At 73.4% G+C, this 21,552-nt stretch carries 18 protein-coding genes; 10 read left to right on the forward strand and 8 right to left on the reverse strand.

What is annotated here, in order from left to right; all coding sequences use genetic code 11:
• Positions 1 to 25 precede the first annotated feature (25 nt).
• The gene (locus FIC82_RS15440; RefSeq protein ID WP_216609916.1) at positions 26 to 1,786 is read left to right on the forward strand and encodes an alpha/beta hydrolase; all 1,761 of its coding nucleotides are present in this window, start codon (positions 26 to 28) and stop codon (positions 1,784 to 1,786) included.
• On the opposite strand, the gene FIC82_RS15445 is transcribed toward FIC82_RS15440, so the two are convergent.
• Positions 1,740 to 3,260, reverse strand: coding sequence for an MFS transporter (locus FIC82_RS15445; protein ID WP_154799092.1), 1,521 nt, complete (start codon positions 3,258 to 3,260; stop codon positions 1,740 to 1,742). The genes FIC82_RS15440 and FIC82_RS15445 overlap by 47 nt on opposite strands.
• An 87-nt stretch (positions 3,261 to 3,347) precedes the next feature.
• On the opposite strand from FIC82_RS15445, the gene FIC82_RS20860 reads away from it, so the two are divergent.
• Entirely contained in the window at positions 3,348 to 4,022 is a 675-nt protein-coding gene (locus FIC82_RS20860) for a TetR/AcrR family transcriptional regulator (RefSeq protein WP_216609917.1), read from the forward strand.
• Between the two features lie 35 nt (positions 4,023 to 4,057).
• On the opposite strand, the gene FIC82_RS15455 is transcribed toward FIC82_RS20860, so the two are convergent.
• Positions 4,058 to 5,554 carry a helix-turn-helix transcriptional regulator gene (locus FIC82_RS15455; protein WP_154800391.1) on the reverse strand — a complete coding sequence of 499 codons (1,497 nt, stop codon included), beginning with the start codon at positions 5,552 to 5,554 and terminating at the stop codon, positions 4,058 to 4,060.
• A 180-nt stretch (positions 5,555 to 5,734) separates the two neighbouring features.
• On the opposite strand from FIC82_RS15455, the gene aceA reads away from it, so the two are divergent.
• The 4 genes from aceA to FIC82_RS15475 all read left to right on the forward strand — a co-directional run bounded on the left by aceA (position 5,735) and on the right by FIC82_RS15475 (position 11,861).
• Positions 5,735 to 7,162 carry an isocitrate lyase gene (aceA, locus tag FIC82_RS15460; protein ID WP_256390395.1) on the forward strand — a complete coding sequence of 476 codons (1,428 nt, stop codon included), beginning with the start codon at positions 5,735 to 5,737 and terminating at the stop codon, positions 7,160 to 7,162.
• A 109-nt stretch (positions 7,163 to 7,271) separates the two neighbouring features.
• Complete coding sequence (gene aceB, locus FIC82_RS15465; protein ID WP_154799093.1) at positions 7,272 to 8,993, forward strand: malate synthase A; 1,722 nt, start codon at positions 7,272 to 7,274, stop codon at positions 8,991 to 8,993.
• Between the two features lie 201 nt (positions 8,994 to 9,194).
• A complete protein-coding gene (locus FIC82_RS15470) occupies positions 9,195 to 9,983 on the forward strand; it encodes a hypothetical protein (RefSeq protein WP_154799094.1) in 789 nt (262 codons plus the stop codon).
• A 102-nt stretch (positions 9,984 to 10,085) separates the two neighbouring features.
• Complete coding sequence (locus FIC82_RS15475; protein WP_154799095.1) at positions 10,086 to 11,861, forward strand: SulP family inorganic anion transporter; 1,776 nt, start codon at positions 10,086 to 10,088, stop codon at positions 11,859 to 11,861.
• Positions 11,862 to 11,886: 25 nt separating this feature from the next.
• Here FIC82_RS15475 and FIC82_RS15480 read toward each other — a convergent pair whose 3' ends face one another.
• Positions 11,887 to 12,327, reverse strand: a complete 441-nt coding sequence (locus FIC82_RS15480; RefSeq protein WP_154799096.1) for a winged helix-turn-helix transcriptional regulator — start codon at positions 12,325 to 12,327, stop codon at positions 11,887 to 11,889.
• 179 nt (positions 12,328 to 12,506) lie between these two features.
• Between FIC82_RS15480 and FIC82_RS15485 the strand changes: the two genes are divergently transcribed.
• Positions 12,507 to 12,872, forward strand: a complete 366-nt coding sequence (locus FIC82_RS15485; RefSeq protein WP_154799097.1) for a DoxX family protein — start codon at positions 12,507 to 12,509, stop codon at positions 12,870 to 12,872.
• Positions 12,873 to 12,955: 83 nt separating this feature from the next.
• Here FIC82_RS15485 and FIC82_RS15490 read toward each other — a convergent pair whose 3' ends face one another.
• From FIC82_RS15490 to FIC82_RS15500, 3 genes are all read right to left on the reverse strand, one after another.
• The gene (locus tag FIC82_RS15490) at positions 12,956 to 13,816 is read right to left on the reverse strand and encodes a phosphotransferase (protein ID WP_154799098.1); all 861 of its coding nucleotides are present in this window, start codon (positions 13,814 to 13,816) and stop codon (positions 12,956 to 12,958) included.
• A 72-nt stretch (positions 13,817 to 13,888) separates the two neighbouring features.
• Positions 13,889 to 14,455, reverse strand: a complete 567-nt coding sequence (locus FIC82_RS15495) for a hypothetical protein (RefSeq protein WP_154799099.1) — start codon at positions 14,453 to 14,455, stop codon at positions 13,889 to 13,891.
• A gap of 9 nt (positions 14,456 to 14,464) precedes the next feature.
• Positions 14,465 to 17,839: a type I restriction endonuclease subunit R gene (locus FIC82_RS15500; RefSeq protein ID WP_168731965.1), complete on the reverse strand. Its 3,375-nt coding sequence runs from the start codon at positions 17,837 to 17,839 to the stop codon at positions 14,465 to 14,467.
• Between the two features lie 302 nt (positions 17,840 to 18,141).
• Here FIC82_RS15500 and FIC82_RS15505 point away from each other — a divergent pair, with 302 nt between their 5' ends.
• Positions 18,142 to 18,573, forward strand: a complete 432-nt coding sequence (locus FIC82_RS15505) for a hypothetical protein (RefSeq protein WP_154799100.1) — start codon at positions 18,142 to 18,144, stop codon at positions 18,571 to 18,573.
• Between the two features lie 4 nt (positions 18,574 to 18,577).
• On the opposite strand, the gene FIC82_RS15510 is transcribed toward FIC82_RS15505, so the two are convergent.
• Complete coding sequence (locus FIC82_RS15510) at positions 18,578 to 19,375, reverse strand: YidC/Oxa1 family membrane protein insertase (protein ID WP_154799101.1); 798 nt, start codon at positions 19,373 to 19,375, stop codon at positions 18,578 to 18,580.
• A gap of 130 nt (positions 19,376 to 19,505) precedes the next feature.
• Positions 19,506 to 19,790 carry a DUF6412 domain-containing protein gene (locus FIC82_RS15515; protein WP_154799102.1) on the reverse strand — a complete coding sequence of 95 codons (285 nt, stop codon included), beginning with the start codon at positions 19,788 to 19,790 and terminating at the stop codon, positions 19,506 to 19,508.
• 250 nt (positions 19,791 to 20,040) lie between these two features.
• Between FIC82_RS15515 and FIC82_RS15520 the strand changes: the two genes are divergently transcribed.
• Together FIC82_RS15520 and FIC82_RS15525 are read left to right on the forward strand one after the other, a co-directional pair.
• A complete protein-coding gene (locus FIC82_RS15520; protein WP_154800392.1) occupies positions 20,041 to 20,301 on the forward strand; it encodes a helix-turn-helix domain-containing protein in 261 nt (86 codons plus the stop codon).
• Positions 20,298 to 21,551 (forward strand): type II toxin-antitoxin system HipA family toxin, encoded by a 1,254-nt coding sequence (locus FIC82_RS15525; protein WP_154799103.1) that lies wholly within the window; start codon positions 20,298 to 20,300, stop codon positions 21,549 to 21,551. Before FIC82_RS15520 ends, FIC82_RS15525 begins: the two co-directional genes overlap by 4 nt.
• Position 21,552: the final 1 nt, after the last annotated feature.

Genomic DNA, 21,552 nt, shown 5'->3' on the forward strand with positions numbered 1-21,552 from the left:
GAGGCGCCTCGCCTACGCTCGCGATGTGCAGCCCACCGTGACGGAGACCCGCGCCCCTGAGCCCGTCGACGAGGAGCGGCCCCGGCACGGCGTGTGGGGGCGGTGGTTGCGGCGGTTCTCGGCGACCGGTCTGGTGCTCGCGCTGCTGTGGTTCTGCCTGTCGTTCACCCCGTCGCTCATCCCGCGCGCCTGGTACTACCAGGCCGTGATCTCGGGCGTGAGCGCGGTCGGCGGGTACGGCGTCGGGGCGTTCGTCGAGTGGTTCGCGGTCAAGGTCGGGCTGCGCATCCGGTGGACGGCGCGCGCGAGCCGGGTCGCGTGGTGGGTGCTGGCCGGGGCGACCGTCGTGCTCGTGCCCCTCTCGCTCGTCCTCGGCGCGCGCCGCCAGATCGAGCTGCGGCACCTGTTCGGCATGTCCGAGGACGTGCCCGGACGCGAGGTCGTCACGCTCCTCGTCGCGCTCGCCGTCGCGCTGCTCGTGCTCCAGGTGGGCCGGGGTCTGCGGCGCCTCGCGCGCTGGCTCAGCCTCGTCGTCGACAACGTCGTGCCCGCTCCCGTCGCGCGGTTCGTCAGCGGCGTCGTGGTTGCCGTGGTCGTCGTCCTGGTGTTCAACGGCGTCGTCTGGTCGGGTGCGCTCAACGCGCTGAACTCGATCTACGCGACCGCGAACGCCGACGTCGACCCGCGCTTGTCGCCCCCCGTCCAGCCCGAGCGGTCCGGGTCGGACGCGTCCCCCGAGACGTGGGGCTCGCTCGGCGCGGAGGGTCGCAAGTTCGTCGTGTCCGGCCCGACCGTCGACGAGCTGAGCGCGTTCGCCGAGGCGGGCGACGTCGTCGACCCCGCGGACGTGCGCGAGCCGATCCATGCCTACGCCGGCCTCGATCCCGACGGCGACCTCGACGCCACGGCGGCACGCGTCGTCGACGAGCTCGACCGCACCGACGCGTGGGACCGGTCCGTCCTCGTCGTCGCGACCACGACCGGGACGGGCTGGGTGGACCCCGGCATGGTCGAGGCGCTCGAGCTCATGCACGGTGGCGACACCGCGATCGCGAGCATGCAGTACTCGTACCTGCCGAGCTGGATCAGCTTCGTGGGCGACCGCTCGACCCCGCCCGCGGCCGGGAAGGCGCTGTTCGAGGCCGTGTACGACCGTTGGTCGGAGCTTCCCGAGGACGGCCGCCCGCGCCTGCTCGCGTTCGGCATCTCGCTCGGGTCGTTCGGCATGCAGGGCGCGTTCAGCGGCGTCCAGGACGTCGAGGCCCGCTCCGACGGCGCGATGTTCACCGGGACGCCCGGGTTCACGCCGATGTGGCGCGAGCTCACCGACGCGCGCGATCCCGGGTCGCTCGAGTACGCACCCGTGCTCGACGACGGCCGGCAGGTCCGCTGGGGCGACCCCGTCGAGACCGGGGTCGCGGACCTCTGGGGCCCAGGCCCCGGGTGGGACGAGCCGCGCGTCGTCTACCTCCAGCACGCGTCCGACGGCGTCACCTGGTGGGGACCGGAGACGCTGTGGTCGGAGCCCGACTGGCTCCGCGAGCCGCGCGGCCCGGACGTGCTGGGCGACGTGCGGTGGTACCCGTTCGTCACGTTCTGGCAGCTCACGGGTGACCTGTTCGTCGCGGCCGCCTCGGACATCCCACCCGGCCACGGCCACGTCTACCACCTCGAGTACGCCGACGGCTTCGCCGCCCTGCACGCCCCCGACGGCTGGACCGACGCCGACACCGCGCGCCTCAAGGACGCGATGGACGCGCCGACGCAGGGCGGCTCGATCGGCTGAGGACGGTAAGCGCCATGGCCACCAGGACGCCGGCCGCGCTCACGGCCGCGGCGACCCAGAACGACGCGGCGAACGGTCCGGCGGGGTCGCCCTCCGTCGTCGCGCCCGCGAGCAGCGCCGCGACGACCGGCGCAGCCGCCGCCGAGCCGACCGTCCGGATCACGCTGTTGAGCCCGGTCGCGGCGCCGATCTCCTCGGGCGGCGACCACGTCACGACCAGCTGCGCGCAGATCGCGTAGCCGATCCCGTTGCCGAGGCCCAGCACCGAGAAGGCGACGACGACCGCCCACGGCACCGTCGGCCACAGCGCGAGCCCGACCGACCCCGCGAGCATGACCCCGACCGCGACGCCTGACGTGGCGGCCGCACCCACGCGCGCCACGAGGAGCGGGGTGGACCGGCCGCCGAGGAAGACCAGGACGGCGCTCGGCAGCATCGCGAGCCCCGACGCGGTCACGTCCAGCCCGTGCCCGTATCCGGTGGCCGCGGGCGCCTGCATGAGCACCGGGAGCGCGACGTAGCACACGTACGGCACGAACCCGACGGCCGCGGTGAGGACGCTCACGAGCGCGAGCGGCCCGTGGCGGAACGTGCGCACGTCCACGAGCGGCGCCTCGGTGCGCCGCTCGACGAGCACGAGCGCGACGAGAAGGACGACCCCGACCGCACCGACGCCGAGCGTGCGGGGCGACGACCATCCCCACGCGCCGCCCTGCGACACCGCGAGCAGGACCCCGACGAGCCCGCCGGCGAGCAGCACGATGCCCGGCCAGTCGGTGCGCCGTCGCTGGGACCGCGCGCTCGCCGCCGGGACCCACAGGAGCACCAGCACGGCCGCGACCGCGATCAGGACGGCCGCGAGCACGAACATCCACCGCCACGACAGCGCCTCGACGATCACACCGCCGAGCACGAGCGCCGCGCCCGCGCCGAGGCCGATCATCCCCGAGATCCAGCCGAAGGCCGCCGGGACGCGGGGCGGAGGCAACAGGTTCCGCGCGAGCGCGAGCGCCAGCGGGAACGTCGCCGTGCTCACGCCCTGCACCACCCGGGCACCGAGGAGCACCCCGAGGCTCGGCGCGGCGGAGGCGACGATCGTCGCGGCGGCGAAGACGGCGAGCGTCGTGAGGAGCACGCGCCGGTGGCCGAACCGGTCGCCGAGGTTGCCGACCACCGGGGCGAGCACGGCGCCGGCGAGGAGGAAGGCGGTGAGGATCCACCCCGTCCCTTGCGGACCGGCGTCGAGCTCGCGCCCGAGCGTGGGGAGCGCGGGCACCACGAGCGTCTGCATGAGCGAGAACGCGAGCACGACGACGCTGAGCGCGGCGGTCACGAGGGCCGGCTGCGGGGCCGTGCCCTCCGCGACGCCCGCGCTCGCGGGAGGGGCGTCGGCGGGTACCGGCGAGCGCGCCGCGTCGTGGGTCGGCGTGTCGAGGGTCGGCGTGTCGGAGGTCGTGGTGCGGCGGGTGGGCACGGGGCTCGCTCTCGGACGGGATCAGTTATCGGAACGGAGATTCCGTTCCGGCTCGCGATCGTACCCCCTCCGGGCTACGGTGACGCCATGCCCGACGTCGTACCCGCCCCGCCCCCGCTCCCCGGCCGCCAACGCGAGGCCCGCGCCAACGACACGGCGATCCTCGCCGCCGCGCGCGAGGTCTTCGCGCTGCAAGGCCACGGGGCGCCGATCTCGGAGGTCGCGCAGCGCGCGGGCGTGGGCGTGGGCTCGGTCTACCGGCGCTACCCCACCAAGGAGGCGCTCGTCGAGGCGCTCCACGTCGCGGCGGTCCAGGAGGTCGCGGACCTCGCCTCGACGGTGGCGGACGCACGGCAGGCGGCATCCGGTTCGGACGACGCGCGCGACGACGGCGCCGTCGCGACCTTCCTGGCACGGCACATCACGGATGCCACCGGCCCGCTGCTCCGCCCCCCGGGCGCCCAGAGCCCCATCCCGCCCGAGCTCGCGGCGGCGTCGGACCGGCTCCGCGCAGGTCTGGACCGCCTCATCGCCCTCGACCGCGCGGAGCGCCGCGTCCCCGACGGCTTCACCCCCGCCGACGTCATGCAGCTCGTGGTCCACCTGCGGCCGCCGCTCCCGCTCCCCCGCGCGGAGTCGGACGCGCTGCACCTGCGCTACCTCGGGCTCGTGGTGCGCGGTCTGCGCGAGCAGGCCGCGGCCGACGCCCGGCTCGAGGACGGGCCGGGCTGGGACGAGTGGGTCGGCGCCTGGCACGACTGACCGCGGCCCTCCGGGGACGCTGCGGCGCTCGTGCGCTACCCGGCCGGGGCGTGCCGGTCCAGGAACGCGTACACCTCGGTGGTGTCGACACCGGGGAACGCGCCGGTCGGCATCGCGGCGAGCATCGACGCGTGCGGTCGGGCGCTCGGCCACGACTGCCCGGCCCAGCGGTCGGAGAGCGCGTCCGGCGGGCGGCGGCAGCACGCGCCGTCGGGGCAGCGGGAGACCAGACGCTCGGTCGTGTCGCGGCCCAGGAACCACTTCACGTGCGCGAACGGCACACCGACGCTCACCGAGAACTCACCGTCCGCGGACGCCTGCACGCGCGAGGTGCACCAGTAGGTGCCGCTCGGGGTGTCCGTGTACTGGCTGAACGGGCTGAGCCGGTCCTCGACCGCGAACACCGTGCGCGCGGTCCAGCTCCGGCACACGTACTGCCCCTCGACGGCGCCCAGCGGATCGGCCGGGAAGCGCACACCGTCGTTCTCGTACGCCTTGTGGATGACACCCGACTCGTGGACCTTCATGAAGTGCACCGGGATGCCGAGGTGCTTCGTCGCGAGGTTCGTGAACCGGTGCGCCGCCGTCTCGTACGACACGGCGAACGCGTCGCGCAGGTCCTCGATCGAGATCTCGCGTGCGTCCTTCGCGGCCCGCAGCGCCTTGACCGCGTGGCGCTCGGGCAGCAGGAGCGCCGCCGCGAGGTAGTTGGCCTCGACCCGCTGGCGCAGGAACTCGCGGTAGTCGCGCGGCTCCGCGTGACCGAGCACGTGCGGCGCGAGCGCCTGGAGCAGCGCTGACGTCGCGTTGGACCGCCCACGCATCCCGTTGCTCGGCAGGTAGACGCGGCGGTGGCGCAGGTCGAGCACCGAGCGGGTCGAGTGCGGCAGGTCGCCCACGTAGTGCAACGTGAAGCCGAGGTGCGCCGCGATGTCCGCCGCGACCCGCTGCGGGAGCGGCCCGCCCGCGTGACCGACGCCGTCGAGCAGCTGCGCTGCCGCGTCCTCGAGCTCGGGGAAGTAGTTGTCCTGCGCGCGCATGGTCGCGCGCAGCTCCGCGTTGGCGCGACGCGCCTCCTCGGGGGTCGCGGCGCGCTCGGTGTGCAGGCGCTGGAGCTCGCGCTCGAGCGCGACGATGGTCTCGAGCGCGTCGGTGGGCAGCGACTTGCCGACGCGCACCGGGCGCAGGCCGAGCGCGTCGAAGAGCGGGCCGCGCTGCGCGCGCTCCAGCTCGATCTCGAGCGCGTCCCGGCGCGACGGCGCCTCGGGCGAGAGCAGGTCGTCGAGGCTCGCGCCGAGCGCCCGCGCGACAGCCTGGAGCAGGGCGAACTTCGGCTCGCGCTTGCCGTTCTCCAGGAGCGACACCTGGGACGGCGCACGCCCGATCGCCGCGCCGAGCTCGTCGAGCGTGAGGCCCCGCGCGGTGCGCAGGTGCCGGATCCTGCGGCCGATCGTCAGGGCGTCGGGCTCGCTCTCGAGCGGAATATCCGCATGTTCCGCGATTCCGGCCGGTCGCGTCGTCGGGATAGCCATGACTGAGAGTGACACGCGCCACTCCTTCCGCACAAGAGAAGAACCGCGATTCTTTCGCGCGATCTGGCTTGAGACGGGGTTGTCAGCGGGAGGAAGGTCGAGGCACGGACCTCGCCGAGGTCCACCGACCGGCCCGTCCGGTCCGCGCAGCGCGGACCGGCGCACCACCAGGAGGCACCCGTGAACAGGCCCACCATCGTCAGCCGCCGCTCCCCGTCCGAGTACGCGGGCGGCGCCCGTCCGCTCGGCGCCGTCGCGACGACGGCGGACGTCGCGGGCCGCACCCCGGATCGCGCCGGGAGCGACGGCTCCCGCCCCGGCGACCAGACCCAGACCGCGGCGGAGATCGCCGAGCAGTGGGCGACCGACCCGCGCTGGGCCGGACTGCAGCGCGACTACACCGCGGAGGACGTCGTCGCGCTGCGCGGCTCGGTGCGCGAGGAGCACACGCTCGCGCGTCGGGGGGCCGAGAAGCTCTGGGAGCAGATCCACACCGAGGAGTGGGTCGCCGCGCTCGGCGCGTTCACCGGCAACCAGGCCGTGCAGCAGGTGCGCGCGGGCCTCAAGGCGATCTACCTGTCCGGGTGGCAGGTCGCGGCCGACGCGAACCTGTCCGGCCAGACCTACCCCGACCAGTCGCTCTACCCCGCCAACTCCGTGCCCGCCGTCGTGCGCCGCATCAACAACGCGCTCCTGCGCGCCGACCAGATCGAGACGGCGGAGCGGTCCGGCTCGGCGGACGAGCCGGGCCGTGACTGGCTCGCCCCGATCGTCGCCGACGCCGAGGCCGGGTTCGGCGGCCCGCTCAACGCGTACGAGCTCATGCACTCGATGATCGCCGCGGGCGCGGCGGGCGTGCACTGGGAGGACCAGCTCGCGTCGGAGAAGAAGTGCGGCCACCTCGGCGGCAAGGTCCTCGTGCCGACGAGCCAGCACATCCGCACGCTCAACGCCGCGCGCCTCGCCGCCGACGTCGCGGGCGTGCCGTCCGTGGTCATCGCCCGCACCGACTCGCTCGCCGCGGACCTCCTCACGTCCGACGTCGACGAGCGCGACCAGCCGTTCCTCACGGGTGAGCGCACGTCCGAGGGCTTCTACCGGGTGCGCCCGGGGCTCGACGCGGTGATCGCGCGCGGCCTCGCGTACGCGCCGTACTCCGACCTCATCTGGGTCGAGACGGGCGAGCCCGACCTCGAGCTCGCGCGCACGTTCGCCGAGACGATCCACGCGCAGTACCCGGACAAGAAGCTCGCGTACAACTGCTCGCCGTCGTTCAACTGGAAGAAGCACCTCGACGACGCCCAGATCGCGAGCTTCCAGAAGGAGCTCGCCGCGATGGGCTACGCGTTCCAGTTCATCACGCTGGCCGGCTTCCACGCCGTCTCGCACTCCATGTTCGAGCTCGCGCGCGGCTACAACGAGCGCGCGATGACCGCCTACGTCGAGCTGCAGGAGGCCGAGTTCGCCTCCGAGGCCGACGGCTACACCGCCACCCGCCACCAGCGGGAGGTCGGCACCGGCTACTTCGACCGGGTCGCCACGGCTCTCAACCCCGACGCCGCCACCCTCGCGCTCGCCGGGTCCACCGAGACCGCCCAGTTCCACTAAGCCCTCCCCTCCCGCGAGATAGAACCCGCGCGCCCGAGATAGAGCTCGCAGCGCTCTACCTCGAAGCTCGGGGTTCTATCTCGCGGGAGCACGACCTTCGGAGCACGCCATGACCACGCTGACCACGACCACCTCTCCCCCTCCGACTTCCCCCTCTGCGCCAAGCAGCCCGCGTGTCACCGGCACGCTGCGCGTCACCGGGACGCTGGGCGAGCGCTACCGCGAGATCCTCACGCCCGAGGCGCTCGACTTCCTCACGCTGCTGCACGACCGGTTCGTCGCCCGCCGCCACGAGCTGCTCATGGACCGGCAGCAGCGCCGGCAGGACGTCGCGGACGGCATCGACCCCGACTTCCGCGCCGCGACGCGGCCCGTGCGCGACGACCCGTCCTGGCGCGTCGCCGGTTCGACCGGCGCGCCCGGCCTCGAGGACCGCCGCGTCGAGATCACGGGCCCGACCGACCCGAAGATGACGATCAACGCCCTGAACTCCGGGGCCAAGGTGTGGCTCGCGGACGCCGAGGACGCGTCGAGCCCCACGTGGCGCAACGTGGTCGAGGGCCAGCTCGCCCTGCACGACGCGATCCGCGGGACGCTGACCCACACCGTCGACGTCCCCGACGGCGAGCCCAAGGAGTACCGCCTGCGGTCGACGACGCTCACCGACCTCCCGACGATCGTGTTCCGCCCGCGCGGGTGGCACCTCATCGAGAAGCACATGCGGTACGTCGACCGGGCCGGCGTGAGCGTGTCGGCGTCGGCGTCGCTCGTCGACTTCGGGCTCTACCTGTTCCACAACGCGCACGAGCTCGTCGCGCGTGGTCGCGGGCCGTACTTCTACCTGCCCAAGCTCGAGGGCTACCGCGAGGCGCGGCTGTGGAACGACGTGTTCGTGCTCGCCCAGGAGTACCTGGGGCTGCCGCAGGGCACGATCCGCGCGACCGTGCTCATCGAGACCCTGCCCGCGGCGTTCGAGATGGAGGAGATCCTCCACGAGCTGCGCGACCACTGCGCCGGGCTCAACGCCGGGCGGTGGGACTACCTGTTCTCCGTCATCAAGGCGTTCCGCACGCGCGGCGACTCCTACGTGCTGCCCGACCGCGCGCAGGTCACCATGACCGCCCCGTTCATGCGGGCGTACACCGAGCTGCTCGTCGCGACGTGCCACAAGCGCGGCGCGCACGCGATCGGCGGCATGAGCGCGTTCATCCCCGACCGACGCCGGCCCGACGTCACCGAGCGCGCGTTCGAGCAGGTCCGCTCGGACAAGCGCCGCGAGGCGACGGACGGGTTCGACGGGACGTGGGTCGCGCACCCCGACCTCATCGAGGTGGCCCGCGGCGAGTTCGACGCGGTGCTGGGGGACGCGCCGAACCAGGTGTCGCGGCTGCGGGACGACGTCGAGGTGGGCCAGCACGAGCTGCTCGACATCGGCTCGGCCCGCCGCGCCGGGGCGACCGTGACCGCCGCGGGCCTGCGGTCCAACGTGTCCGTCGGCGTGCGGTACCTCGAGTCGTGGCTGCGCGGCGTCGGCGCGGCCGCGATCGACCACCTCATGGAGGACGCCGCGACCGCCGAGATCTCGCGCTCGCAGGTCTGGCAGTGGATCGCGTCGGGCACACGCACCGAGAACGGCGTGCCCATCACGCGCGACCGCGTCGAGGCGCTCCTCGCCGAGATCGTCGACGACCTGCCGCGCACCCCGGGCAACCGCATCGACGACGCCGCGAACGTGTTCCGCGCCGTCGCGCTCGCCGAGGACTTCCCGACGTTCCTCACCATCGGGGCGTACTCGCAGTTCCTCGTGGGCTCGGAGGTCGACCAGCCGTAACGGCACCTCGCCGAGCACGACCTGGGGGTCGTCATCCAGCGGATGACGACCCCCAGGTCGTGCTCGCGGGCTGGTGGTGTCGTGCTCGACGGCGCACCCCCGCCGGGGTGGTGGCGCGCGGCGGTCGCGGTGTGGGAGCATCCGGCCACGCACGGCGACACCGGTCGTCCGGGCGCTCGCCCGCACGACCCCGGAGCACCCATGAGCAACCCCTTCGCGCCCCCGCAGGCCGCCGCCACGCAGAACCCTCCCGGGCCCGCCTCGGCGCCGGTCGGCCACGGCCCCGTCCCGCCGGCGCCGACGCGCCCCGTCGCGGGGCTCCCCGGCCCGCCCCCGCCCGCTGCGCGCCGCGGTCTGTCACGCACCGCCGTCGGGCTGATCGTCGGCGCGGCCTGCCTCGCCGTGGGTGGCGGCGTCGGGTTCGCCGTCGGCGTCGCGAGCGACGCGGGCGGACAGATCGCCGCCTGGTACACCGCACCGGTCGACGAGGGGTGGACCGACGACTGGTCCGACGAGGGCTGGACCGACGACGGCGGGTACGAGGGCGACTGGGAGGGGGCCGGCACCCGGGGCGACCCGTGGTACTTCGACGGCATCAGCATCAGCGGTGAGGAGTGGGACGTCCTGCTCGACCAGCCCTACGAGGCGACCGCGGAGATCCTCGCGCACGACGACGTCAACGTCGCGCCATCGGCGGGCACCGAGTACTGGATCGTGCCGGTCACGGCGACGTACTACGGCCCGAGCTCGGAGGTCAACGCGTGGGGCGCGATCGACGTCGGCTTCGTCGGCGACGACGGCCTCCACGCGGACGGGCAGTGCGGGGCCGTGCCGGACGCGCTCGTCGGGACGGGCATCGTCGGGACCGACGACACCGTGACGGGCAACGTCTGCCTCGCCGTCCCCGCGGGCGCGCCCGGGCTGTGGACCCTCTCGATCGAGGGCTACGAGCCTTGGTACCTCACGGCGGACGACCCCCTCGCGGGCTGACCCGGACGCCGTCCGTCCGCCCCCGGACCACCACGACGTTGCTGTGGTCGCCCGGCGCGCACCGTGCCAGAGTCTCCCCATGGCGCACCCGTGGGAGACGCGATGAGGCCCCGGCCGGTACGCGCCGCACGGGCCTGGTGGGACGGCGTCCGGCCCGCGCGAGGGACGTTCTGGCGCTCCGCGGGCGCGGGGGTGCCGGGCGCCGTCGGCGGGGTGCCGGACGGGATGGCGACCGCGACGCTCGTCGGCGTCAACCCGATCCACGGCCTCTACGCGACCGCCGTCGGCCGCATCGCGGGCGGCCTGACCGTCGACTCGCGCCTCATGATCGTCACGACGACGAGCGCGGCGGCGCTCGCCGCCGGGTCGGCCCTGGAAGGAGTCGCCGGCGAGGACCGGCTGTCCGCGCTCATCCTCCTCACGACCCTCGCCGGGGCGCTGATGGTCGTCGCCGGGCTCGTCGGCCTCGGGCGGCTCACCGGGTTCGTGTCCCACTCCGTGATGACCGGGTTCCTCACCGGCGTCTCGGTGAACATCCTCCTCGGCCAGCTCGACGACCTCACGGGCGCGGACCCGACCGCGCCCCTGGCCGTCGCGCAGGCGTACCAGGTGCTGACGTCGCCGGGCACGTGGGACGTGCCGACGCTCGTCGTCGGGCTGGGTTCCGTCGCGCTCCTCCTGGCCCTGGCCCGCACCCGCCTCGCCCCCTACGCCGCCGTCGTCGCCCTCGTGCTCTCCGCCGCCGGGGTGTGGGCCGCGGGTGCGACCTCGGTGCAGCTCGTCGGCGACGCCGGGGCGATCCCCGCCGGGCTGCCGGTGCCCGCCGTCCCGGACCTGCGCCTCCTCTCCGTCGACCTCGTCGTGGGCGCGCTCGCGGTGGCCGCCATCGTGCTCGTGCAGGGTGCGGGGGTCGCCGAGTCCGTCCCGAACCCTGGTGGGCGCCGCGCGGACCCGGACCGCAACTTCGTCGGTCAGGGCGTCGCGAACCTCGCCGTCGGGTTCTTCCGCGGCATCCCCGTCGGCGGGTCGGTCGGCCAGACGGCGATCAGCACCGCCGCCGGGGCGCGCGACCGCTGGGCGGGGATCATGTCCGGCGTCTGGGTGCTCGTGGTGCTCGTCGCGCTGTCCGGGCCCGTCGGGGCGGTCCCGTCCGCGACCCTCGCGGCGCTGCTCGCCGTCGCGTCGGTCGGATCGATCCGGCTCTCGGCCATGGCGACGGCGTGGCGCACGGGCAGCCAGTCCCAGGTCGCGATGGCGACGACCTTCCTCGCGACCCTCCTCCTGCCCGTCGCCGCCGCGGTCGGCATCGGTGCCGCGCTGTCGATCCTGCTGCAGGCCAACCGCGAGTCCCAGGACCTCCGGATCGTGCGTCTCGTCCCCCTCGAGGGCGGGCACTACCGGGAGGAACCAGCACCGCGGCGGCTCGACGACGCGAGCGTGACGGTGCTGGACGTCTACGGGAGCCTCTACTACGCGGGCGCCCGCTCGCTCGAGGCGGCACTGCCAGAGCCCGAGCACGCGCACGACGCCGTCGTCGTGCTGCGCCTGCGCGGCCGCGCGAGCCTCGGGGCGACCGCGTTCACCGTGCTCGCGCACTACGCCGACCGTCTCGGCGAGCGCGGCGGCAAGCTCTACGTGAGCGGCGTGGACCCCGCGCTCGCCGAGAAGTTCGACCAGGTCATCGACGTGCGCGTGCACGAGCGGATCGCGGTGTACCCGGCCCGGCCCGTCGTCGGCGAGTCCACGGCCGAGGCTGCACGGCACGCGGAGGCATGGCTCGTGCACGGCGTCGAGACCGAGCAGATCCCCGTGGTGCGACCGGCTGGTCCCGTGCGGCGCCTGTGGTCACGACTGCGGTCGACGTTCCACCGCGGGTGACGGTCTCCGCCCGGAGCGACGACCGTCAGCCTGCCGCGGCCCGCCGGGAGTCGAAGCCGTCGCGATGGTTGCGGATGGTGCCCGTGTTCTCCAACGCCCACTCAACGAGCGCGAGCACGGGCGGCAGGAGGGTCGCGCCGAGGTCGGTGAGGGCATAGTCGACACGCGGCGGCACGACGGGGTGGACCGTGCGGCTCACGAGACCGTCGCGCTCGAGCTGGCGCAGGTTGAGCGTGAGCATCCGCTGCGAGATCCCGTCGACCCCGTGGAGAAGCTCGGTGAAGCGCTGCGGACCGCCCGAGAGCGTGCCCAGGATGAGCACGCTCCACTTGTCGCCCACCCGGTCCAGCACCGAGCGCACCTCGCTCGTGGCCTCGGCCGCGGCGCACCCCCGGTCGACGGGGATGCCGTGCCGTGCCGCGAGCTCGCGCACCCCGGGAACGTCGGTGCTCGGCGTGGTCGTCATGGGTCTCCGTCTGCTCGGTGCGTACCGTTCGGTGCGCTGCTCGGTGCGCTGCTCGGTGTGCCTCTCGCACACCGGTGTGCCTTTTGTAGGCGGGCCCATGGTTACCCATCATGTGCCCAGGCACAAAGAGTGACCGGCCGCCCTGAGCCGTCGCCGCCTCCTCGTCGAAGGACTCACGCATGGACGTCGCCCTCTGGATCGCCTCCGGTCTGCTCGCCGCCGCCTTCCTCGGCGCGGGGCTCATGAAGGCCCTGCGCCCGATCCCCGTGCTCCAGGAGCAGATGCGGTGGGTCACGCCGGAGCGCACCGCTGGTGTCCGCGCGATCGGCTGGCTCGAGGTGGCGGGCGCCGTCGGCGTGATCCTCCCGTGGGTGCTCGGCGTCGCACCCGTGCTCACGCCCGTCGCCGCGGTCGGGCTCGCGCTCACGCAGGTCGGCGCGATCCCGCTGCACGTGCGCCTCGGCGAGGCCAAGTCCGTCCCCGCGAACGTCGTCCTGCTCGCGCTGGCCGTCTTCGTCGCCGTGGGCCGGTTCGCGGCGCTCTGAGCGCTGTATCGGCGAGGCCCCGCGACGACCCGCGACACCGCGGGGGCACGCCGCTCCGAGCCGGGACGCTCAGCGCGGAGCGCTCAGTCCAGCGCGCGCACGAAGTCGACGCGCTGCGACGCGAACCACGCCTCGTTCTCCCGGATCCGGTCACCAACCCCGTCGTCCCACATGCGCTGCCAGCCGCCGCCGCGCGCCTGCGCCGCGTGCCGCATGGCGTACCAGCTCCGCGCGAACCGCTGCGCGAGCACGTCCAGCAGCGCGAGCCGCTCCGCGCGGTCCAGCCCGTACGCCTCGGTGAGGATCCGCGTCCGGCGGGGTGCGTCGAGCCCGCGCAGCACCGCTGGCCGCGCCTCCGGCGGTGCGACCGGTGCCCAGTACAAGAGCGACGTCGCCACGTCGAGCAGCCGCGTCGTCGGCGCCGCCATGTCGAAGTCGATCACGCCGACGAGCCGGTACGGACCCTGCGGGTCGTCACCGGCCGGGACGAACAACGCGTTCTCGACCGTGAGGTCGTTGTGCCCGACGACGTCCGGCACGTCGAACACGTCCGGCACCTCCGCGAACTGCACCCGCTCGGGCCACGAGACGCCCTCGGGCAGCACGACGTCGCATGACACCGCGTGCAGGTCCCGCAGCCACTCGCCGAGCTGGACGAGCAGGTCCTCGTCCGTCGCCCACGCGTGCGGCGGTCGCCCGCCCATCTCGCCCGGCAGGAACGTCACGACCTCCCGGCCGTCGTCGTCGACGCCGAGGAACCGCGGCGCGCGCTCGAAGCCCGCGGCCTCCAGGTGCAGCAGGTACGCCTCGACGGCGGGGCTGTGCGGGCCGCGAGGGCGGCGGACGGTGCCGCCGCGCCGGACGACGCCGTCCGACACGTCACCACCGAGCAGGGGGACCTCGACGTCGTCCGCGTCGTCGCGGTACGTGAGCAGATCGGTCATACCCGACACCCTCGCACGGGCACCGGCTCCCTGACCAGGGCCGCAACCAAGCCGGAGACACAGGACGACAGCTCAGCGAACGAGCCGCCAGGCACGACTCGCATCATCGACCACCCCGCGGTCCCGTAGCTCGCGGAGACGTCCCCGGACCGCTTCAGCCTCATCGCCCGGGAACCGTGCCAGCAGAGCTTCCTCCGGTACCCAGGTCGTGTAGAGGTCGGTGTAGTCACAGCAGCGCTGCAGGGCACGGACGACCTCGAGCTGGTCGTCGTCGAGAAGACCGAACCGCTTCCAGAGCGCCAACCCTCCGCCCGCGACGGTTCCGAGCCCACCTGTCGTCCCGGCACTGAGCAGGTCGACGAGGAAGCCGACCACGACGGGCACGAGGCCGTCCCGGATCCCGTCCACGTGGACGTACATGCGTGTCCGCATGAACATCATGCCCATCTGACCTGCGGGGATCTCTGGCGACTCGGTGACGTGACCCACCCTCCCCCCGACCTCCTTGAGGACCGAGATCAGGTCACGGGCAACCACCGCCTCGTCGACCCTGCCCGGGGCGACGACCACTCCTGCGGCACCGAGCCAGTGGCTCGGATCGAAGTCATCGACGAAGAATCCCTCAGCGGGCGTCGTCATGTCTCCTCCTCACGCCGCATAGCGCGGCGCCATCGACTCCATCTGCTGCATGACGAGCACGATCGCCCCGGACTGCCGGTCCGGCGGGTACTTGTGCTTGATGAGCAGCCGCTTGATCGACGACCGGAGCTTGGCCTTCACGTCGTCGCGGACGGTCCAGTCGGTCTTGACGTCGCGGCGCATCACGGCGACGAGGTCCCGGGCGATCTGCGCGAGGACGTCCTCGCCCTGCAGGTCGACCGCCGACTCGTTCGTCGACACGGCGTCGTAGAAGGCGAGCTCGTCGCGGTTCAGCGGGGGCTCGAACCGCTGCCCGCGCGTCTCCTCCGCGGCCACCTCTCGTGCCATCTCCACGAGCGCCGCGATGACCTCGGCCGACGTGAGGTTGGAGTTCACGTACTTCGACATGATCGACTGCAGGCGGTCGGAGAACATCTGCTGCCGCACGAGGTTGCCGCGCGTGAGCCGGCGCGCCTCCTCCGTGACGAGCCTGCGCAGCGCCTCGATGGTCAGCTGGGGGTTCGGTGCCGCCTGCGCGGCCGCGAGGAAGTCGTCGTCGATGCGGTCGAGCCGCGGGCGCTCGAGCCCGGCAGCGGCGTACACGTCGACGACCTCCCCGGACACCACTGCCGTCGCCATGAGCTGGTTGAGGAGCCGCTGGACGTCGTCGGGCACGGGCTCGCCGCGAGCCTGGCGCTCCTCGGCGTCCAGCTTGCCCATCCAGACGCGGACCTGCTCGTAGAACCGCGCGTCGTCCGCAAGGTCCGTGACGGCGTCGGACCGACCGGCGATGGCCCAGGCCCGGGCGAGCGCCGCGGCCCGACGGCGGAACTCGGCACCGCGCGACTCCTCGCCGTCTGCCGTGACGACGTTGCCGGGCGTGCGGGGATCGCGCAGCCACGCGACGGTCGCGAGAACCGTGTCGAGGTAACCACGACGCGACCCCGCCGCGCGGGCGCCCGTCAGCCGTCCCCGCCACCCCGACGGGTCGACGAGCTCGCGCAGCCGTGCGACGAGGTCGGTCACCACCTCCGCCGCGTCGTCGACGGTGCGCCCGACCGGGCGCGCACCCTGGTCGCGGACCGTGTACTCCGCGAGCGCCGCGCGCAGGTTCTCCGCGATCGGCGCGGACGCGACGAGCAGCCCGGCGTTCTTGCCGCGGAACGTGCGGTTGACGCGGGCGAGCGTCTGCATGAGCAGCGCGCCGCGCATGGGCCGGTCGAGGTAGAGCGTGTGCAGCGGGGGCGAGTCGTACCCGGTGAGCATCATGTCCTTGACGATGACCAGCTCGAGCTCGTCGTCGGGGTCCTTCAGGCGCTTCTTGACGACGGCGTTCTCGGAGTCGCGGCGCACGTGGTCCGCGATCGGCGGTTGGTCCGCCGCGGTGCCGGAGTAGACGACCTTGATCCTCCCCTGGTGCAGGTCGTCGGAGTGCCAGTCGGGGCGGAGCGCGACGATCTCGTCGTACAGCCGTGCGCAGATGTCACGTGTCGCCGCGACGACCAGCGCCTTCCCCGGCGCACCACCTGCGCCGGGTGCGTCGCTCGCCGCGGGTGCGGGAGCGCCGTCGGGCACCGCGGCGCCGCGCACGAGCTCCTCCATCGCTCCACGACGTCGCTCCCAGTGCTGCACGACGTCGGCCGCGAGCTCGCGCAGCCGGGCCGGGGCCCCGTACACGGCGTTGACGACGGCGACCGACTTCTCGATGCGGTCGCGCTCGACGTCGTCGAGACCGACGGTCGCCTCGTCCGCGGCGGCGTCGATCGTCTCCGCGTCGAGACCGTCCGCGAACGCGACCTTGACGAGCCGCGGTTCGAAGTAGACGGGCACCGTCGCGCCGTCCTCGACCGCGCGCGTGAGGTCGTACACGTCGATGACGTCGCCGAAGACCTTCTCGGTGTTGCGGTCGGCGGTCGAGATCGGCGTGCCGGTGAACGCGATGAGCGTCGCGTTCGGCAGCGCGTTCTTCAGGTGCCACGCGTACCCGTCGAGGTCGTCGTAGTGGGACCGGTGCGCCTCGTCGACGACGAGCACGACGTTGCGGCGGTCGGACAGCACGGGATGCTTGGCGCCCGCGTGCTTCTCCTCCGCGGTCAGGCCGAACTTCTGCAGCGTCGTGAAGTAGATGCCCCCGGTCCTGCGCGACGCGAGCTCGTCGCGCAGCTCGGCCCTCCGCTTGATCTGCCGGGGGCTCTCGGTGAGCAGCTGCGAGCGCGCGAACGTCTCGTAGAGCTGACCGTCGAGCTCGGTGCGGTCGGTGACGACGACGATGGTCGGGTTCGACAGCTTCGGGTGCCGTGCCACGTGGGCCGCGTAGAGCTCCATCTCCATGGACTTCCCGGAGCCCTGCGTGTGCCAGACGACGCCCGCGCGACCGTCGGTCTCGACGGCCCGGATCGTCGCCTCGAGCGCTCGGCTCACCGCGAAGTACTGGTGCGGCTTGGCGACGCGCTTGGTGAGCCCGTCGTCGCCCTCGTCGAACGCGACGAACCCGCGCAGCAGCTGCACGAACCGCTGCGGGTTGAACAGCCCGTCGAGCATCGTCTCGAGCGGCGACGAGAGGGTCACCTCACCCTCCGCGACGTCGTCCGTGATGCCGTCGACGGCGTGCCCGTCCCGGTCCGCCGCCTCGTCCGCGTCGGTGACCGCGGGGACGGGCGCACCGGTCGGACCGACGACCCGGCCGTCGTCGTCCACGTTCCACGGCGAGTAGTGGTTGAGCGGCGTGAAGGGCGTCCCGTACTTCGCGACGATCCCGTCGCTGATCACCGTGAGCACGCACGCGCGGAACGCCATGGGCAGCTCGCGCACGTACGTCGTGAGCTGCGCGTGCGCGGCGGCCACGTCCGCGCGCGCGGTGCCCGCGTCCTTGAGCTCCATGACCACGACCGGCAGCCCGTTGAGGTACAGCACGACGTCGAAGCGGCGCTCGACGTCGCCGTCGACCACGCGGACCTGGTTGACCACCAGCCACTCGTTCTCGTCCTCGCGCGAGGAGACGAGGCGGATCGTCGGGGTCTGCTGACGCCCGTCCTCGACGTACGTGACGCCGCGGTACCCGTCGACGAGGACGTCGTGGACCCGCTTGTTCTCGGTGATGGCGTCCTGCGACGTCGGGCGGAGGATCTCGACGAGCGCCTGCTCGAGGTAGTCGCGCGGGACGTCCGGGTTGAGGCGTCGCAGCGCGGCGCGCACGCGCGAGGGGATCACGACCTCGTCCCAGGACTCGCGCTGCGGCAGCGGCTCACCACCCGTCGCGTACCCGGGGTGCCCGACGGCGGACGCCGCGCCGGGCGCGATCGCCGGCCCGTCGAGGTGCTGCCAGCCGATCCCGGCGAGGTGGTCGAGCGCGAGGTGCTCCCACTCGGCTTCGTTGCTGCGCACTGTTCCTCCGTGGCGTCGGTGCCGGCCGGGTGTTGGTCGCGCCTCGGCGGGTCACTGGTCGGCTGGTCACTGGGTCGGCTGGTCGTGAGACTACTGGCGGCCGGTGCCCGACCGCGCTCCCGAGCATGCCGTGACCGGCGCGCACGTCGTGCAGCGTGGCGCGATACGGGGTGGTATCGGCGTGCCGCGCGTTGCCCGGACGGCGGACGCTGCGAGCTGTGGAGGAGGAATTCGCTCGCTGCGCGCCGACGACTCCTGTGGACACCCGGATCGCTCGGGCCGTGCCCTTCCATCCTGGGCGGATGACGACCCCACCCGACACCGTCCACCCCGGCGACCGGCTCCCCGACGACGAGTCCCTGCTCGCCTGGGCACGGTTCCTCCACCAGCAGGTCGACGCTCGAAGGGTCTCCCTGTGGATCACGTTCCTTGGCGCCGACGACCGCACCCTGCCGGTCGTCGTCCCGATCGACGACGTCCCGACCTCGCCGGACGACGAGATCGTGACGAACCTCGTCGGCGTGCTGCGCGACGTGCTCGACGACCAGGCGCCCGGCGGCAGCGCGGTCCTCATGCTCGAGCGTCCCGGGACGGACGCGGTGACGGCCGGAGACGGCCGGTGGTTCTCCGCGCTGCACGCCTGCGCGGCCCGGTCCGGCGTCCGGCTCCGCGGTGTCTTTCTCGCGACCGGCCGTCGGGTGCGACCGTTGACACCGGACGACGTCGGCGACTGAACGCCTACCCGGCGACCTCGAACGGGTACCTGCGCCGCAGCACGACGCGCTGCACGAGGGTCCACGTCACCGTGACGAGCAGGTACAGCCCGGCCGCGAGCGGCACGAAGCACGCGATCACGGCAGTGAGGAACTGCAGCGCACCGAGTGCGCTCTGCATCCCCGGCCCGGCGAGCGGGTTGGGCATGTCGCCTCCGGGCGCGACGGCCGTCGCGGCGGTCGCGCGCGGGACGGCCAGTCGACCGCCGGGAAGTGACGCCCGACGAGTGAGCTCTCCCACGAGCGCGATGGCGAGCACGACCATCCCCACGACGGCGACGGTCGGCAGTGACATGCTCCCGCCACCGAGCGCGCCGACGAGGCTCGACCCGAGCGGCGCCCCGAAGAGGTCGTGCCCGAGCAGCTCGTTGTCGTGCCCGGCGATCTGCGCGTGGAGGAACAGCGCGTACACGACCCCGACGACGGGCGCCTGGGCGAGCATCGGCAGGCAGCCGGCCAGCGGCGTCGTGCCCTCCTCGGCGTAGAGGTCCCGCATCGCGCGCTGCAGCTTCTCGGGGTCCTTCCGGTGGCGCCGCTGGAGCTCGGCGAGGCGCGGGGCGAGACGGGCACGGTTGCGCTCAGCCTTGGCCTGGGAGACGCCCACGGGGACGAGCACTGCCCGCACGGCGAGGGTCAGCAGGACGACGGCGACCGCGGCGGCCGCGGTCCCGGCGAGGGGTTCGAGCAGGTAGGAGAGGCCCATGAGGGCGCGGTAGGCAGTGTCGAGCACCGCCGCGACGGGCGGGAGGTCGAGCAGGTTCATGGTGGTGGTGTCCTCGGTCGAACGTGTGGTGGACGCGTTCGCCGATCACCCCGCGCTCAGCGGGCAGCAGCACGCCGCGGGGGTGCGCGGGTGCGGGTGCGGGTGCGGGTGTTGAGCCTCGGCCGGGTGATCAGCCGAGGAGGAGACCGGGAGCCCTGGGCCGGGCGCTTCCCGGCGCGTCGGGGTCGCTCTGGGTCACGGCCGGGCCGGTGTCGACCGCGTCCCGCAGCCGATCCACCGGGCGCGCGGCCGTGCCGACCACGAGCGGCGTCCCCCACCGCGCGGTCGCCACGGCGACCGCCGCGACGAGCGTCGCGGCACCGAGGAGCAGGAGCGTGGCAGTGAGGGTCTGCGTCCCGAGCAGGAGCACGAGCGACGAGGCGACATCGCGCGCGACCAGCAGCACGTCGGTCATCTCTCACCTCCGGTCGGGCTCGCGCGGGCGGGACCTGATCAGCATAGGCCGCACCGCCCGCCGTCCACCGCTCGGCGAGCGCGAAGGCACCTGCTCACCGTCCACGGCACGGTCGACGCTTTCCCTGGACACCCGGCCCCTTCCGCGCCCATTGCATCGCATCTGATTCATTCGAGGCGTAGCCTGATGCTGAATCAGAAATGATTCGATCCTGGCCACCGAACGGGATGAATCAGATATGAGCACATCAATGCCGTGGCTCCGTGCGCGGACCGCGGACGCTCTGGGCTCGGCCGTGCGCCGCGCCCGGCAGGTTGCCGGGCTGTCGCAGGACGAGCTCGCTCGTCGCGCATCGACGTCGAGACCTACCGTCTCGCGCCTCGAACGCGGCTCAGCCGTCGCGACCTCGACCCTTCTCGACGTGGCAACGGCCTGTGGCTACGAGCTCGTCCTCGTCCCTCGGGGTGCGAGGCTCACCGTCACCACGGGCACGAGCGACGGTGAGTCGTGAACGCCACGCCCGACGTCCTCGCAGTCCACCTCCGCGGTGACCTGATCGGCGAGGTAAGACGCCTGCGGAACGGGCGACTACGCCTGCAGTACTCGGACGAAGCACTCGAACGCTGGGGCGAGGGCAGCCGCCCGCTCTCGCTGTCGCTCCCGCTGACCCCGCGTCGGCTCGACGGGCCCGAGGTGCACCGGTTCCTGGACAACCTGCTCCCCGAGGGACCGGTGCGGGTTGCGCTCGAGCGGGAGCACGACGTCGCCCCCTCGGACACGTTCGGCCTCCTCGCCCGGGTCGGGGCCGAGTGCGCCGGAGCCGTGCAGCTCACCCCAGAGGGAACCACGCTCGCCGACGGGTACCTCCGACCCCTGGACGACGCCGAGTTCGTACGGCTCGTGTCCGAGCTACCGACGCTCGATCCACCGGACGACCTCACCGTGACCGCGTCGCTCGGTGGTGTGCAGGCGAAAGTACTGCTGCACCGCACCGAGACGGGCTGGGCCTGGCCCGCGAACGGCGCGCGCTCCACGCACATCGTCAAACCCGACCCCCTCGGCGGGACCGGGATCGAGGGCCTGGTGCGCCTCGAGCACTGGACGCTGCGCCTCGCCCGAGCGAGCAGTGTCCCGGCCGCCCGCAGCGAGCTGATCGCGGTCGACGGGCGGGACGTAATCGTCGTCGAGCGGTACGACCGCACCGGCGGGCGACGGTCGCACCAGGAGGACCTCGCCCAGGCGCTCGGTCTCGCCGCGCAGGACAAGTACGAGCCGCCCGGACGGTCGCCGGGGCGGCTCGCCAGCGTCGCACGCACGGCCTCGGCCGAGGCGATCGACCCCGCGGCCCTCTGCCACGACCTGCTCCGGCTCGTCACCTTCAACACGATCGTCGGCAACGGCGACGCGCACGCGAAGAACTACTCGCTGCTCGTCGACGCCGAGGCGTCGTACAGCGTCGCGCCGCTGTACGACGCCGCGCCTGTCTACCTCGTCTCGTCCGCGTACCGGCACTCCGGGCTCGCCGTCGCGGGCCGGAACCGGCTCGACCTCATCACGGGAGCGCTCCTGGTCGAGGAGGCGGTGTCGTGGGGAATGGGTCGCGCTCCGGCGGTGGAGACCATCGCCTCGGTAGCGGAGGCCGTTTTGCACGGCCTCGATGCAGTCCCGGCCGATGTCCCACACGCTCAGGTTCCGGAACGCGTGGCCGAGAGAGCCACCGCGGTCGCCGGATCAGCGACCGCCACCCGCGCCGCATCCTGAC

It is taken from the genome of Cellulosimicrobium protaetiae, assembly GCF_009708005.2.
GTDB classification, from domain to species: Bacteria; Actinomycetota; Actinomycetes; order Actinomycetales; family Cellulomonadaceae; genus Cellulosimicrobium; species Cellulosimicrobium protaetiae.